The following is a 14471-nucleotide window of genomic DNA, read 5'->3' as shown; positions in this document are numbered from 1 at the left end:
ACACCCGTTTTCGGGATACGCTGGCCACGGCGGGAAGGGATCATGTTGAGCAGCATCGTGGGCTACGCCCGTGTCTCCCGCCGCGACCAGAACCCGGCAGCTCAGGAAGCTGAACTCCACGCCGCAGGTGCGGTCCGGGTCTTCGTCGATCACGGGGAGTCGAGCCGGATTGCTGATCGGCCGCAGTGGCTCGCGTGCCTTGACTTCCTGCGCGAAGGAGACACTCTGCTCCTTCGCCGTCTCGATCGACTCGGCGGAACCGAGCGGATCGTGATCGAGACGATCAACGACCTCGAACGCCGGGGCGTGAACATACGGAGCCTCACCGAGCCGCTGATCGACACGACGACGCCGATGGGACGGGCACTGTTCGGGATCGTTGCCGTCTTCGCGCAACTGCGAGTGGACACGATCCGACAGAACACTCGGCTCGGTCTAGATCATGCACGCTCCCAGGGCCGCGTCGGTGGCCGCCCGTCGGTGATGACCTCCGCTCGGCTGCGCGAAGCGCGACGGATGCGCGAGGCCGGTCGCAGCTTCGCCCAGATCGCCGAGGTCCTCGGAGTCGGCAAGTCCTCCGTCGCCCGCGCGCTCGGCAAGGAGACGCCGCGGACGGCCGAGCCCGAGCGACGGGTCTTCCTCCGCGACGTCAAGCCGTACGAGATCCCCGGCACACTGGATGAGCTGACCGGCCCATCGGCGGGGCTCCTCGAACTGCCCCATCACCTCTACTGGGGGCCTGAGCCGACCGTCGATCTCGACACGACGGGCGGCGTGACGAAGGCATATCAGGCGCTACTCAACGAGGGCACCGCGGTAGACCAGAAGGCACTGCTGAACCGCGAGATCCTTCTCGCCGTCTGGCCCGTTCTGACCCTCCCCGACCGAGTGCGGCTCCTGTGGGAAGACCGATTCCCCGAGCTACTCGGCGAGAACCAGGAGCGCAGCGTGCTCCCGATCGGGGCCGGCCCGATCAGCAGCGACGGGTGACCTGGTCCTCGCTCGGCGTGCGGACGTCAGGTGCCAATTCTGCGTCAGCGACTACCGCGTCTCCACACGTCGGCGACCCTCGAACTCCGCGGGCTCTCCGCGGAGCGAGCCCCTCCACCGCCCGCCCCCGGAGCGCCTCCGCCGGCGGACCTCGAGCCCCCGCCGCACGTCCCCGCGCGCCCCGCTCCCTCTACGCCCTGAGCGAGCCCCGGGCAAGAAGCAAACTCCATAGCCCGGCGATGTGCGAATGGGTACTACCGTGGCGATCACCCCCGACCCTGCAAGACCGAACGCGACGGTCCCCATTACCGCTCTGCCGCGAAGCAGCAGCGGCAGCCGTCGTTCACCGCACCATCCGCTCGGAACGCACTGACGCGTACAGCCGGAGCTCCGTCCTCGACGGGAGGAGCCCGGTCCGTTCAGCGTTTCGAGGCCTCCGCCGCGACGTGCTCCGGGCACCCCTCCCCCGCAGCACGAGTCGATCGGACGACACTCCCCATGGCCAGAGCCACCCCCTCCTGCACCGAGCAGCCGCGGACCGCGACCACGGATGCTCTGCGCCGGGCACGAGAGACGGCGGGATCGGCGTGGCGGACGAAGACGCACCTCGTGCGCATCCTCGCGGTCGTCGCTGCAGCGGGGATCGCCGTCACGGCGGCATCGTTCCAGGTCGCTCCGGCCGCCGCGGCCGGCTCGACCTACGGGCCCGACGGCACGCACTACCCGTCGGACACCCCCGACATCCGCAGCGCGTCCTCCGACCACGTCGTCGTCGACGTCGAGGCGTCGGGTCCGGCGATCCGGGAGGCGCTCGACGCCCTGACGTCGCGCGAGATCGCGGCGGGCGTCGTCATCAGGGTGGCGCCGGGGCGCATCGACGACCTGTCGGCGCTCAACGGCTACACGAACACCGGGAGCGCCAAGGTCCTGATCACCGCGCGCGACGGCTTCCAGTCGGTCACCGGAGGCAGCTGGGCGCTCCGCGACGTGACGGGCATCACGCTCATGCGCTTCGACATCGACGCGCTCGACGTCAAGGGCGCGACCCACTCGTCGTTCGCGTGGCTGCGCATCAACGAGAACTGGCTCGGCCTCAGCGCCTCCGCGGGAGTCCCCGTGCGCGACGTGGAGCTCATCGAGGTCGTCGAGCCCGACTCCACGGTGAAGAACTCCGACTCGGCGCAGATCAAGGCGTACGCGCCCGATGCGATGAAGGACGTGCTGGTCGAGGGCGGCTACATCGCCCCGTCGTTCTACGTCGACCAGCCGTACGGCGGCGACGACGCGGCCCGCCCGCACACCGACAGCCTCCAGATCGAGGGCGGCGGCGTGACCGGACAGGTGACCGTGAGGGACACCGTCGTGTTCAGCTCGAACAACAGCGCCGTCATCATCGGAGGGGTCAGGAACGTCGCGTTCGAGGAGTCCTACGTGGTCGGCGGCTCCGTCACCACCCAGCGCTACCCCTTCCTCCCCGGCGGCGCCGGCTTCGACCGGAGCCGTCAACGGACCGGGCAGCCTCAGCGCCGTCCAGGGGTCCGGCGGCGGCAACGTCGACGCCTCCGACTCGACGTTCATCGGATCGCTCCCAGCCCGCCTGGGACAGCGTCGTGAACACCCGCACGAGCCTTCCCGGCAAGACCGCCGCGAAGGGCGGCTTCACCGTCGACGAGACGCTCTCCTCGACGACCGCCGCCGACCTCGACGCGGTCAGCACCCGGCCGACCGGGAAGTACCTCAGCAGCATCTGGGACGGTGTCGAGCTCCCCGAGCCCTCGCCCACCCCGACGCCCACGTCCACGCCGACCTCGACGGCGTCCGCCACCCCGACGCCGACCGCGACCGCGTCCCCCCGACCGACGCCGACGGCGGCTCCGACGCCGCCCCGACCGCGGCCCGACGCGCCCGCCGAGCCCGAGGCGCCCGTCGCCGACACCACCGCTCCTGCGGTCGCGATCACCTCGCCCGAGTCCGGCGCCCAGATCAGCGGCACGACGACCGCGACGGTCACCGCCACCGACGACACCGGGGTCACCGCCGTGACGTTCTACGTCGGCAGCCTGAAGGTCGGCGACGCCGTCCAGACCGACGAGACCACCTGGTCGTGGAGGACGAGGACCGCCGGCATCCAGGGGACCTACCCGCTGACCGCCCGCGCGACCGATGCCGCGGGCAACGTCTCGGCGAGCGATCCCGTCACCGTGACCGTGAACCAGCGTCCCGGTTCCCCGAAGAACTGACGGACGGGAGGGTCGCCGGAGCGGCGGACGGTCCCGCGCTGCGACCGCAGACGCGGCAGTCCCGTCGACCGGCGGAGGAGGACGGCCTGCCGCCCTGACGACGCGGCGAGCACGCCGGAGGCACCGCCCTCACCGACCGTCCACGCGCCGCCCCTCCGCCCACACGGCGCGGACCTCCGACGCCGCGTCCAGCAGCACGACGTCCGCGCGGAATCCCGGCGCGAGAGGCCCGAGATCCGCGCGGCCCAGCACCCTCGCGGGTGCCGCGGTCAGCGCCGAGACGAGGCTCGCCTCGTCAAGGCCGGCGGCGAGGCCGATCCGCAGCGCCCGGTCCTGCGTCAGGGTGGAGCCGGCGAGCGTGCTCGAGCCGCGGAGGACGGCCCGTCCTCCTGAGACGTCGACGTCCAGCGCGCCCAGGCGGTACGACCCGTCGGCCGATCCGGCCGCCGCCATCGCGTCGGTGACGAGCGCGATCCGGCCGGGGGCCTCGCGGAAGGCGAGGGCGGCGACGCGCGGATCGACGTGCTCGCCGTCGAGGACGATCTCCAGGGTCACCCGCTCGTCCTCGAAGGCGGCGACGACGGGCCCCGGGTCGCGGTGGTGGATGCCGGGCATCGCGTTGAAGGCGTGGGTCAGCAGTGTCGCGCCGCGATCGAAGGCCGCTCGCGCGCCCTCGGCGTCGGTCGCCGTGTGACCGACGGCCACCACGACTCCGGCCGCGGTGAAGCGCTCGATCGCCGCAGCGGCACCCGGGAGCTCGGGAGCGAGCGTGATCTGGCGGAGCGCGCCGTCCGCCGCGTCCAGGAGCCGGGAGACCGACTCGTCGTCGGGCGCGGAGAGGGCGGAGGGGTCGTGGGCGCCGCGTCGCGACGGCGCGAGGAAGGGGCCCTCCAGGTGCGCGCCGAGCAGGAGCGGATCCTCGGCGGCGAGAGCGGCGACCGTGGCGAGCGACCCCTCGAGCACCTCGATCGGCTGCGAGACGAGGCTGACGAGCGAGCGGGTCGTGCCCCTCGAGCGGTGCAGACGCAGCGCGGCGCGGATCGCGTCGGCTCCGTCCTCGAAGGACTCGCCCGCTCCCCCGTGCACGTGGAGGTCGAGGAACCCCGGGGTCGCCGTGAGACCGCGCGCGTCGACGACGTCGAGGCCGGGCCGTCGCGGCCACTCCCCGCCGCGGCCCGCGGCCCCGATGACGCCGTCCTCGATGAGCAGCCACGCGTCCGGCACGACGCCGGACGCGTCAACCGTCCGCGCACCGTGCAGGACGAAGGAGTCGGCGCTGCTCACGACCGGCGCTGCCCCAGCAGCGAGGCCGCCTCCCGATCGAGCACCACCGTGACGTCGCCGTGCCGTTGGAGCGCACTGCCGGGCAGGTCCTCGGTGACGGGTCCCTCCAGGGCGGCGGCGACCGCCGCGGCCTTGCCCGCCCCCTGCGCGATCAGCAGGAGCCTGCGTGCGCGCAGGACGGTGCCGATGCCCTGGGTCACCGCGTGGGTCGGCACCTGGGCGACGCTGTCGAAGAAGCGGGCGTTGTCGCGCCGGGTCGCCTCCGTCAGCGCCACGATCCGTGTGGCCGAGTCGTGCGGCGATCCCGGCTCGTTGAAGGCGATGTGGCCGTTGGATCCGATCCCGAGGATCTGCAGATCGACGCCGCCCTCGCGCGCGACCGTCTCGTCGTACTCCTCGGCGCTCCGCTCGCTCGGCACGCGCACGCGCTCCGGATCGAGCCCGAGAGGCTCCACGACCTCCTTCCGGACGGTCGCGTGGTAGCTGCGCGGATCCTCCGGCGACAGGCCCACGTACTCGTCCAGTGCGACCGCGCGGACGTCCGCGAAGAGCCCGGGCTCGCGGGCGACGGCGACGGCGAGCTCGCGGTAGAGACCCGAGGGCTCGACCCCGTCGCGACTCCGAGCGCGTAGCGCTCGTGCCCGGCGAGGTCGTCGAGGACGACGCCGGCCGCGCGGCGGGCGACCGCCCGCGCGTCGGTCTCGATGTGGACGGTGACGGTCACGGGCGGCTCCTGCTCGCAGCGGTGGGCAGCGCCGTCCGGCGGCGCTCCCCCTGGGGATCCCCACGACCGCGGCACCGAGGGCGGCGATCGGGAGGAGGACGGGACGGTGACGAGTCGCTCGGCGACGGCGAGGGCCGACAGGAACGGCGACTGCTCGGCCTGGCGCTCGAGGAGCGACGCGGCCGCCTCGACGAGACCGTCGACGTGCCGGATGACACCGCCTCCGAGCACGATCGTGTCGGCTCCGTAGGTGGTCGCGAGCAGAGTGCACGCGTGGGCGAGTGCGCCGACGATGCGCTCGCGCTCCCGGGCCAGCCCCGGGAGGTCGGGGCGGTCGAGGAAGAGGTCGGTCGGAGTCAGGTCCTCGTCCACGGCGCGCAGCCGGCGCTCGATGCCGCCCCCGCCGAGGATCGTCTCGAGGCAGCCCGTCTGACCGCAGATGCAGCGCTCACCGCGGGGATCGACGGACAGGTGGCCGATCTCCCCCGCCATGGAGCCGACTCCGCGCAGGATCACGCCGTCGAGCGTGGTCGCCGCGGCGACGCCGGTGCCGACGTTGAGGTAGGTCACGTCGTGGTGCGCGAGCAGCCCGAGGTGCTCGCCGCCCCCAGCGCGGTCGCCTTCACGTCGTTGTCCACCGAGACCTCGATCCCGACGGCCTCCCGCAGTCGCTGTCTGAGGGCCAGACCGGACCCGCGGATCCCGAGGTTTACGGCATGGGTGATCACCCCGGTGCCGACGTCGACGGTTCCGGGGATGCCGATGCCGATCGTGCGGAAGGCGGAGTCGTCCAGTGCGCGCCCGTGCCGCTGCGCGAGGATCCGCAGCACGCCGAGGGTGCCCCGCACCACTCCCTCCTCACCGCGGCCCGACTCGGTGACGAGCTCGTCGACGATCTCGCCCTCCTCCAGGAGGATCGCGTGCGTCTTCGTACCGCCGATGTCGATGCCGACCCTCATGCGCGCTCCTCCCCGCCGTGCGCCTGGATCACGCGCAGCGCAGCGAGCACGGGCCGTGTCCGCGAGGCGGTCACGACGATCTCGATCGCCTCGACGGCGACGGGCTCGAAGGCGAGGATCCGGCGGTAGCCGACGCTCGACGCGCGGGTGAGTACGATCCGCCGACCGTCCACGATCGCCGCGGCCTCGACGCCCTCGATCCTCTGGCCGAGGGCGATCTCCTCCTCCAGCACCACCGCGCGGACCGTCCGTGGCCGGTCGAAGCGCAGCAGCACGGTCGGAGCGGCGTCGGCGGCGTCCGGGGACCAGGTGCCGCCGGCGCGCATCTCGCGCGCGCTGCCGGAGGAGCAGACCATCGACGCCTCAGCCGAGATGTCGGCCGCGTTCCACTCCCGCAGGAGCTCGCCGAGACCGCGCAGGGAGTGGATGTCGGCCGGGCTCAGCCGGCCGTCGCGTCGCGGAGGCACGTTGAGCAGGAAGGTCGAGTTGCCGCCGACGGAGCGCTGGTGGATCGCGAAGAGCTCCTCGGCGCTGCGCACCCGGTCGTCCTCCTCGTCGTGGTGGAACCAGCCGGGGCGCGTCGAGGTGTTCACCTCGGCGGGGTACCAGACGGGCTCGCCGCGGTAGTCGGCGAGCGCCGCGCGGCTCCCGAGGTCGTCCTCGTCGCTGCGGGCGGAGGCGCGCGAGAACTCGCCGTCGTCGACCTGCTGCGAGCGGGAGGCGGTGCCTTCCGCGTCACGGAGCTCCCAGGGGACGACACTCACTCGTCGCGGCGGGTCTCGCCCGCCTCGTTGCCGCACCAGCGGACGTCCGGTCCGCAGACGCTGATCACCGCGCCGGGCTGCAGGGCCCGGACGACCCGGTAGTAGCGGTCCCAGTCGTAGAGCTGCCTGCGGCCGTCCGGCCCCTCGCCGTTCGCTCCGTCGAGCCAGACGCAGAAGATCTCGCCGTAGCCCGTCAGCAGCTCGGTGAGCTGGGCGACGTAGAAGTCGTCGTAGGCGCGGCCCGAACCGTAGGACGCCTCGGCCCGGTCCCAGGGCGAGAGGTAGACGCCGAACGCGAGACCGTGCCGACGGCAGGCCTCGGCCACCTCGGCGACGAGGTCGCCCGCACCATCGCGCCACGGACTCGAGGCGACGGAGTGGTCGCTGACGGCGGTCGGCCAGAGCGCGAAGCCGTCGTGGTGCTTGCAGGTGAGGATCACCGCGCTCATCCCCGCGCCGCGGCAGGTGCGCACCCACTCGTCCGCGTCGACGTCGGCGGGGTCGAACAGCGACGGCGACTCCGTGCCGTCGCCCCACTCGCAATCGGTCATCGTGTTCATCCCGAAGTGCAGGAAGCCGTAGAACTCGAGGCGCTGCCAGGCGAGCTGCCCTCGCCGACGGAGCCACGTGGCCGAGGTAGCGCGGATCCTGCGCGGGCGCCGGGATCATCGCCGGCTCCGGTTGTAGGCGGCGAGCAGGACGAGCAGCAGCGCGAGGCCGGCGAGCATCAGGCCCAGCGCTCCCCAGCCGTCGGCGGCGTGGCCGACGACCACCAGGACGACCGCCCCCGCGAGGACCGCGAGGATCGCGACGGAGGTCAGGGTCGACCGGACGACGGCGCTCATCGGAGCTCCTTCCAGACGAGACCGGCGGCCTCGAGGTCGAGCGGCACCGCCGTGCCGTCCTCGAGGACGACCGTGGTGCTCTGCGGTTCACGGGTGTTGTTGACGACGCAGTACACGCCGGAGTCGGGGTAGACGTTGACCTCGCAGACCGGGTTGCTGCTCGTGAAGCGGTCCAGCTCCTCCTCCTTCCCCGCGGCCCAGTGCAGGGCGCGCGAGAGCAGCCGGGCGGCGATCGGGCTGTAGGGCAGCCCCGTCGCGTAGACCGCGCGGCCTCCGCCCGAGGCGCGCGCAGCGAGGTGCACGTCGCGGGACTCCGAGAGGTGCAGGATCTCGGTCTCGGGGGAGATCGCGTAGACGTCCGGCAGCGGCTCGCCGAAGGAGAAGGACCCGAGGTCGATGCCCTCGGTGATGAAGTGCTCGCCCGTCACCGACCAGTCGTGCTTGTCCGAGGAGAGGCTGAAACCGCGCTCGCGGTCCACTCCGAAGCAGTCGGCGAGCTGGAAGAACCGGCCCTGGTGGCTCGTGGCGGTCGGCTCGCCGACCCCGACGAGCCCGCCACCGGCGTCGACCCACGAGCGCAGCAGCGCGACGAGCTCGGGTCGGCGCCACACGTCCCCGCCCGAGAAGGCGGTGTCCGCGGCACCCGCGGTGATGATCACGTCGATGTCGGCGTCGATCCCCCGCTCGAGGACGTCGTCGAACGAGAGGAACCGGACGTCGACGGGCATGCCGCTCAACGCCTCGAGCACGCCGTAGTAGGAGTACGCCTGCTTGGAGTGCAGCGCGTGCGCGACCGTGAACGCCTGCCAGGAGCGCAGTGCGCCCCAGTGGTTCAGCACGGCCACGACGAGGGAGCTGCGCGGCGGGGTGCCCGCGATCCTCTCATGGAGCCCGCGGAACTCCTCCGCGATCTCCTCGACGGTCCGCACGAACTCGGGCGCCTTCGCCGCGAGGCTGAGATAGCCGCCGTAGCCCATGCGGTCGATCGGAGAGCGGAGGATCGCGCGGCGGGCCTGCAGCCAGTTGTCGAGGGCCTCGTCGCGGGGGTCGTTGCCCTCGTAGAAGGTGTCCGGGAAGAAGTACGGGAGGAACCGCCCCTCGGTGTAGCGCAGTCCCGGGATGTCCGAGATCATCCGCAGGGTCGTGCCGTCGCCGACGCTGCCGACGACGGCGTCGAGCCCGATGTCGGCGAAGCCCTCGCTGTAGGGCTCCATGCCGATCCACTGGTCGCCGAGGAACATCATCGCCTCGCGGCCGTCGGCCTTGACCTGCGCGACGAGCTCGGCGGCCGTCTCCTGGACGAAGGCGCGGACGAAGGCGGTCCAGGCCCGGTAGCTGTCGGAGGGGACCCGGAAGGACGAGTTGTAGTAGCCCTGGTCGACGAAGTCCTCGGCGCGCAGCGCGAAGCCGCGCTCGGCCTCGAAGTCGCGCAGCGCGCGCGGCGAGACGGTCGCGCCGTAGCCGAACCAGTCGACGAACTTCTCGCGGCCCTGCTCGTCGAAGACGAGCGAGAACTGGTAGAAGAACGTCGTGAAGCGGACGACGTCCACCTTCGGATTCTCCTCGAGCCAGCGGGTCCATGGCGGAACGCAGATGCGCGGCGGTGGCGAGGTGGCGAGGGTCGTAGGGGATCTCGTGCTCGCGATCGCCCCACCCGTTGGTGAGGTGGTTGTACATCTCGACCGGGTCCCAGGCCACGTAGGCGAGGAACGCGACGGTGTACTCGTGCCGAAGCTGCGCGCCCGAGAGCACGACGGCCGCGCCGTCCGCGCTCAGCCTCCACTGCTCGCGCGGGACGAGCGATCCCGTCGTCCGGTCGACGACCTCCCAGTAGGGCAGCGCCTCCGCGTCGCGGTTGGGCTCGAGCTGCTGGTCGAAGTAGCCGTCCGCGTAGCCGATCTCGACCTCGGTCGCGCGGGCGAGGACGCGGTCGGACAGCAGGAACATCTGCGGTCGCTCCTCGAGGTGCTCCCGGATGAAGGCGTTGTCGCCCCGCACCGGGAAGTACGCGCCGTAGACGGCGAGTCCGAGGTCCACCACCGCGTCGTCGAGTCGGGTGCCGTCGCTGTTGCGGATCGCGTCGGCGCCCCAGAGGCGCGCGAGGCGCGCGGTCTCGTCGGCGAAGTCCTCTTCGCTGGGGATCGTGAAGCGTCCGGGGGTCCGGGGTCATGCGAGATGCTCCGTTCATTTGTCGGCCGCCGTCGAGACGCCCTGGAGGAGGCGCTTCTGCACGAGGGCGTAGAGGATCAGGGCGGGGACCATGACGATCACCATGCCCGCGTAGAGGCGGCCGTAGTCGGCGGCGGCCTTCTGCGCCGTGAAGAGGTTCAGCAGTCCGACCTGGATCGTCTTGTTCTCGCCCGGCATGAGGGTGAGGGAGATGATGAAGTCGTTCCAGAAGGACAGGAAGTTGAAGAGGATCGCCGTGTTGATGGCCGGCAGCGCCATCGGGATGATCACCGACACCATGATCCGCAGGCGCGACGCGCCGTCGAGCACCGCGGCCTCCTGGTACACGACCGGCACCGTGCGGAGGTAGGTCGCGAGCAGGTAGACGGTGAACGGGATCGATGTCGCCGCGTACACGACGGCGAGCATCACCGGGTTGTTGATGAAGAAGCCGCCCGGCAGCATCCCGCGCAGAGCGCGGTCCCACCCGATCAGCATCAGGAAGATCGGCACGACGATGTAGTTGACGTTGACGAAGAGGCCGCCGAGCAGCAGCGTCTCCAGGATCGCCTTGCCGCGGAAGTCGAACCGGGCGAGGGCGTAGGCCGCCGGGACCGAGATCACCAGGCACAGCACGAGGGCGAGCGAGACGACGAGGATCGACGTCAGGAAGTAGCGCCCCATCTCGGCGTCGATGAAAGCGTCGGCGAAGTTCTGCCAGAACGCCGTCTCCGGCAGGGTCCACGGGCTGCCGTAGAACTCGCCCTTCTGCTTGAGCGAGGCGACCAGCACCCAGACGACGGGGATCGCGATCGCGAGGGAGGCGGCCACCAGCACGACGGTGGTGAGCACCTTCCCGAGGCGCCGAGCACGACGGGCGTCGCCGCAGCGGGGGAAGCGATGGTGAGAGCCATCAGAACTCCACATCCTCTCTCTTGGTGACGCGGTTGACGATCAGCGCGAGGGCGAAGGAGAACACGAAGATGACGACTCCGATGGCCATGCCGTAGCCGTAGGACGAGTTCGTGTAGGCCTGCTGGTACATGTAGCTGAGGAGCACCTCGGACGCGCCGTCCGGTCCGCCTCCGGTCATCGCCCGCACCAGCACGAAGCTGAGGTTGACGGAGCTGATGATGAAGAAGGTGAGGCTGGTGCGGATGCTCGGCCAGATCATCGGCAGGGTGACCTCGGAGGAACTGCCGCACCGGGCTCGCTCCGTCGAGGGACGACGCCTCGTAGAGGTCCTCGGGCACGGCCGACATCGAGGCCATGTAGAGGACGAGGTAGTAGCCGACCGACTGCCAGACCATCGCGATCGCGATGCTGAACATCACGAGCGACTGATCGCCGAGCCAGACCGGGCCCTGACCGCCGCCGAGGAGGCCCAGGGCGGAGTTGAGCAACCCGTTGGACTGGTCGTAGACGGCCGAGAAGATCGCCGCGATCACGACGATCGACAGCACGCTGGGAACGTAGAGGACGAAGCGGTAGACGTTGCGGCCGGGCAGGTTCTGCCGGGTCATCACGGCGGCGAGCACCAGCGCGGAGCCCATCGTGACGATGGTCACGACCACGAGCATCAGCACGGTGTTCTGGAAGGCCCGGAGGAACGCGGGGTCGGAGGCCAGCAGCACGAAGTTCTCGAAGCCGATGAAGGTCGAGGTGTTCGAGAGGCTGCTCGTGCGGAAGAGCGACATGCGGAACACGTCGATCGTCGGCACGATCATGAAGAGGACGTACAGCAGGAACGCGGGGGCCAGGCAGGCGACGAGGAATCGCCGGAGCCCCTTCTGGTGCCCGGCCCGCCGGGGCGGCCGCCGCCGGGACCGGAGTCCCGGAACGGCGGCCGCGGTCTCGACGGACCCGCCCGCGTGCGTGGTCTGGGGGGTGACGGGCAGGACCGTCGAGCTCTCGGTCATCAGCTCGCAGCGCTCCAGGCGGTTGCTGGCCTCGTTGAGCTCGGCCTGCCACTCGTCGACGCTCAGGTCGCCCGAGATGATCGAGTCGGCCGAGTTCAGCAGCGTCGTCTTGATGTCGACGCCCTCGACGGGCGCGGTGCTGGCGAATCCGCCGACCAGTGCCTTCGTGCCCTCGTCGGAGTAGACGGAGTAGAACTCCTTCGTGTCGCCGTCGAGCGAGTCGGCGAGGCCGGTGATCGGCTGGATCGCGTCGGAGGCGGCGAAGATCGCCGCGGCCTCGTCCGAGTAGAGGTACGCCATGAAGTCCTTCGCGGCGTCCTTGTTCTCGGCGGCGGCGGGGATCCACGCCGACTCGACGGACGTCGTGATGTAGCGCTCGCCTCCGGCCTCGACGGCGGGCAGCGGGGTCAGGCCCCAGGCGAAGCCGTCGGTGCAGGGCGCGTCGGCCATCTCGCCGACGATCCAGGTGCCGTTGGGCATGAACAGCGTGGTGCCGTCGAGGATCGACTGCTGGTTCTTGGTGAAGTCCTGCTGGTTGGCGTAGCCGACGGTGGTCGGGGCGGCGTAGGACAGCAGCTTCGCGGTGAGCTCGAGCGCCTCGCGGGCCTCGGGGGTCTCCCAGACGTCCTCCTTGTACGTCATGACGTCGGTGTAGAAGTCCTCTCCCCCGACGTCGGCCAGGAGCGAGAAGAAGTAGCCGTCGAGGTAGCCCGCCGTCGGGTAGGTGAAGAGCGACAGGCCCTCCGCCTTCGCCTTGTCGCCGAGCGCGAAGAGCTCGTCCCAGGTGGTCGGGACGGCCCAGCCCTTGGACTCCAGGAGGTTGGTGTCGTAGAAGAGGCCGGTCGGCGAGTAGTACATCGGCATCAGGTAGGTCTTGCCGTCGCCGTAGGGGTCGGTGTTGAGGTTGCCCACGACGCCGTCGACGAGCTTGTCGCCGACGGTCACGTCCTCGCCGGGGACCGTCGTCGTGAGCACGTCGGAGACGTCCTCGAGGGCCTTGTCCTTGATCAGCGTCTCGGTGAGGCCGGCCTGGCGGCCCTGGCCGAGCACGACCAGGTCGGGGTAGTCGCCCGCCTGGAGGTTCGGGGTCAGCTCGTCCTCGATGCTCTTGCTGGTCTGCACCTGGACGTCGATGTCCGGGTTGAGCTTCTCGTAGGCCGCGGCGACCTCGTCGTACATGTCGGCGCCGTAGCCGCCCTCGAGGGCGGCGATCTTCAGCACGCCGCCGGAGTCGCCACCGGAGGTGGATCCGGTGGTGCCGGCGCTGCAGCCGCTCAGGGCGATCGCGGAGGCGGCGACCAGGGCGGCGAGGCTCAGGGCTCGTTTCGTCATTGTCAGGTGTCCTTCTGTGCAGGGTGGGTGATTCGGGAGGGAGAAGTCCGAGGGGACGGACAGGTGGGTCAGTAGAGGGCGAGCTGCTCGCGGAGCAGCTGAGCGCTCGCGCCCAGCAGCACCGCGTCCTCGCCCAGGCGGGAGGTGCGCAGGCGCACGTCGGGGCGGAAGCTGGAGCGGGTCCGGGAATGGACGGTGGCGGCCGCCGCCGAGAGGAGGGGCCCTCGACCAGCGCCGCCGGACCGGCGATCACGATCTCGGAGAGGTCGAGCAGTCCGACCACGGGGGCGAGGGCTGCTCCGATCCGTCCGCCGGCGGCGCCGAGGATCTCGGCGGTCCGGGCGGGATCGCGGGCGATCTGCTCCTCGAGGACGACGGCGGCCGCGTAGGTCTCGAGGCAGCCGTTCTTCCCGCAGGTGCACGGGCGACCGCCGTCCTCGACCACGACGTGGCCGATCTCGCCCGCGGCGCTGGAGCGCCCCGAGTAGACGCGACCCTCGATCAGCACACCGGCGCCGACTCCGCTCGAGATCTGGAGCAGCACGAGCGTGTCGTCGCCGCCGCCGTAGCGCTGCTCGGCGAGGGCCGAGCTGTCGGCGTCGTTCTGGACGACGACCGGCAGCCCGAGGCCTTCTCGAGCAGTGCGCGGAGGGGGACGGAGCGCCAGCCGAGACGCGGCGCCTCGGCCACGGTCCCGTCGGGGAGGACCGTGCCCTGCGTGCCGACCGCGATGCCGACCACGACAGTGGCCGCCGATGCGACGACCTCGAGGGCCGCGGCGATCATGCGGTCCACCGACTCCGTGGGCGTGCCCAGTTCGCTGATGACGACCGCGCCGACCTCGCCGCGGAGATCGACGAGGCGGCCCGCACATGGGTCGAGGAGGAGAGGTCGAGAGCCACGACGCAGCGCCCCGCGGCGACGACTCCCAGGACCGTGGCCGGCTTGCCGGGCCGGGAGCCGGGACGCTGGCCGATCTCCTCGACGATGCCGTCGTCGATGAGGTCGGCGATCAGGTCCGAGACCGTGACCTTGGTCAGCCCGGTCAGTCGACCGATGTCCGCGCGGGACAGGCCGTCCTGCGCGAACAGCGTGCGCAGCACCAGGCCTCGATTGTGGTGTCGCGTGTCGCGCTGGCTGGCCTTCCGGCCCTGCGACGCCGCGGAGGAGTCGTCGCGCTCGACGGGAGCGAGGGTGAGCTCGGTCATCATCTGGTGCTCCTCAGGTGTCGCAGGGCCGGTCGGC

The 14471-nt window shown here is 71.3% G+C and carries 14 protein-coding genes and 3 pseudogenes; 3 read left to right on the top strand and 14 right to left on the bottom strand.

What is annotated here, in order from left to right:
- Positions 1-42 precede the first annotated feature (42 nt).
- From AC0CII_RS19640 to AC0CII_RS19630, 3 genes are all read left to right on the top strand, one after another.
- Complete coding sequence (locus tag AC0CII_RS19640; protein ID WP_465230378.1) at positions 43-990, top strand: recombinase family protein; 948 nt, start codon at positions 43-45, stop codon at positions 988-990.
- Positions 991-1488: 498 nt separating this feature from the next.
- Entirely contained in the window at positions 1489-2604 is a 1116-nt protein-coding gene (locus AC0CII_RS19635; protein ID WP_465230377.1) for a hypothetical protein, read from the top strand.
- Positions 2601-3230 (top strand): Ig-like domain-containing protein, encoded by a 630-nt coding sequence (locus AC0CII_RS19630; RefSeq protein ID WP_465230376.1) that lies wholly within the window; start codon positions 2601-2603, stop codon positions 3228-3230. Before AC0CII_RS19635 ends, AC0CII_RS19630 begins: the two co-directional genes overlap by 4 nt.
- 129 nt (positions 3231-3359) lie before the next feature.
- On the opposite strand, the gene AC0CII_RS19625 is transcribed toward AC0CII_RS19630, so the two are convergent.
- The 14 genes and pseudogenes from AC0CII_RS19625 to AC0CII_RS19560 all read right to left on the bottom strand — a co-directional run bounded on the left by AC0CII_RS19625 (position 3360) and on the right by AC0CII_RS19560 (position 14437).
- The gene (locus AC0CII_RS19625) at positions 3360-4514 is read right to left on the bottom strand and encodes an N-acetylglucosamine-6-phosphate deacetylase (RefSeq protein WP_465230375.1); all 1155 of its coding nucleotides are present in this window, start codon (positions 4512-4514) and stop codon (positions 3360-3362) included.
- Entirely contained in the window at positions 4511-5302 is a 792-nt protein-coding gene (locus AC0CII_RS19620; RefSeq protein WP_465231023.1) for a glucosamine-6-phosphate deaminase, read from the bottom strand. Before AC0CII_RS19620 ends, AC0CII_RS19625 begins: the two co-directional genes overlap by 4 nt.
- 143 nt (positions 5303-5445) lie before the next feature.
- Positions 5446-5808 (bottom strand): annotated as a pseudogene (locus AC0CII_RS19615) (ROK family protein); the annotation flags it as partial.
- Positions 5805-6197, bottom strand: coding sequence for an ROK family protein (locus AC0CII_RS19610; RefSeq protein ID WP_465230374.1), 393 nt, complete (start codon positions 6195-6197; stop codon positions 5805-5807). The pseudogene AC0CII_RS19615 and the gene AC0CII_RS19610, both read right to left, overlap by 4 nt.
- Complete coding sequence (locus AC0CII_RS19605) at positions 6194-6961, bottom strand: hypothetical protein (protein ID WP_465230373.1); 768 nt, start codon at positions 6959-6961, stop codon at positions 6194-6196. The genes AC0CII_RS19610 and AC0CII_RS19605 overlap by 4 nt, the downstream gene beginning before the upstream one ends.
- A complete protein-coding gene (locus AC0CII_RS19600; protein WP_465230372.1) occupies positions 6958-7512 on the bottom strand; it encodes an alpha-L-fucosidase in 555 nt (184 codons plus the stop codon). The genes AC0CII_RS19605 and AC0CII_RS19600 overlap by 4 nt, the downstream gene beginning before the upstream one ends.
- 114 nt (positions 7513-7626) lie before the next feature.
- Positions 7627-7806, bottom strand: a complete 180-nt coding sequence (locus tag AC0CII_RS19595) for a DUF6903 family protein (protein WP_465226718.1) — start codon at positions 7804-7806, stop codon at positions 7627-7629.
- The gene (gene gnpA, locus AC0CII_RS19590; protein WP_465231022.1) at positions 7803-9401 is read right to left on the bottom strand and encodes a 1,3-beta-galactosyl-N-acetylhexosamine phosphorylase; all 1599 of its coding nucleotides are present in this window, start codon (positions 9399-9401) and stop codon (positions 7803-7805) included. The genes AC0CII_RS19595 and gnpA overlap by 4 nt, the downstream gene beginning before the upstream one ends.
- Positions 9397-9948 (bottom strand): annotated as a pseudogene (locus tag AC0CII_RS19585) (1,3-beta-galactosyl-N-acetylhexosamine phosphorylase N-terminal domain-containing protein); the annotation flags it as partial. The pseudogene AC0CII_RS19585 and the gene gnpA, both read right to left, overlap by 5 nt.
- A gap of 42 nt (positions 9949-9990) precedes the next feature.
- Positions 9991-10659 (bottom strand): carbohydrate ABC transporter permease, encoded by a 669-nt coding sequence (locus AC0CII_RS19580; protein WP_465231021.1) that lies wholly within the window; start codon positions 10657-10659, stop codon positions 9991-9993.
- A complete protein-coding gene (locus AC0CII_RS19575) occupies positions 10641-13226 on the bottom strand; it encodes a carbohydrate ABC transporter substrate-binding protein (RefSeq protein ID WP_465230371.1) in 2586 nt (861 codons plus the stop codon). Before AC0CII_RS19575 ends, AC0CII_RS19580 begins: the two co-directional genes overlap by 19 nt.
- Before the next feature lie 68 nt (positions 13227-13294).
- Positions 13295-13648, bottom strand: a complete 354-nt coding sequence (locus AC0CII_RS19570) for a hypothetical protein (RefSeq protein ID WP_465230370.1) — start codon at positions 13646-13648, stop codon at positions 13295-13297.
- Positions 13630-14100: pseudogene (locus AC0CII_RS19565) on the bottom strand (ROK family protein); the annotation flags it as partial. The pseudogene AC0CII_RS19565 and the gene AC0CII_RS19570, both read right to left, overlap by 19 nt.
- On the bottom strand, positions 14009-14437 hold the full coding sequence (locus tag AC0CII_RS19560) for a hypothetical protein (protein ID WP_465230369.1): 429 nt from the start codon (positions 14435-14437) through the stop codon (positions 14009-14011). The pseudogene AC0CII_RS19565 and the gene AC0CII_RS19560, both read right to left, overlap by 92 nt.
- Positions 14438-14471: the final 34 nt, after the last annotated feature.

The sequence above is a fragment of the Rathayibacter sp. AC182 genome (assembly GCF_979253875.1).
The sequence above is the reverse complement of the archived record's forward strand: the minus strand, read 5'-3'. Positions and strand labels throughout refer to the sequence as shown.

Excerpts from the sequence above, each read along its gene's own strand:
- AC0CII_RS19600 (WP_465230372.1), bottom strand. The coding sequence starts at position 7,512 with ATGACCGATTGCGAGTGGGGCGACGGCACGGAGTCGCCGTCGCTGTTC.
- AC0CII_RS19640 (WP_465230378.1), top strand. The coding sequence starts at position 43 with ATGTTGAGCAGCATCGTGGGCTACGCCCGTGTCTCCCGCCGCGACCAG.
- AC0CII_RS19635 (WP_465230377.1), top strand. The coding sequence starts at position 1,489 with ATGGCCAGAGCCACCCCCTCCTGCACCGAGCAGCCGCGGACCGCGACC.
- AC0CII_RS19575 (WP_465230371.1), bottom strand. The coding sequence starts at position 13,226 with ATGACGAAACGAGCCCTGAGCCTCGCCGCCCTGGTCGCCGCCTCCGCG.
- AC0CII_RS19560 (WP_465230369.1), bottom strand. The coding sequence starts at position 14,437 with ATGATGACCGAGCTCACCCTCGCTCCCGTCGAGCGCGACGACTCCTCC.
- AC0CII_RS19580 (WP_465231021.1), bottom strand. The coding sequence starts at position 10,659 with ATGGGGCGCTACTTCCTGACGTCGATCCTCGTCGTCTCGCTCGCCCTC.
- AC0CII_RS19595 (WP_465226718.1), bottom strand. The coding sequence starts at position 7,806 with ATGAGCGCCGTCGTCCGGTCGACCCTGACCTCCGTCGCGATCCTCGCG.
- AC0CII_RS19610 (WP_465230374.1), bottom strand. The coding sequence starts at position 6,197 with ATGAGGGTCGGCATCGACATCGGCGGTACGAAGACGCACGCGATCCTC.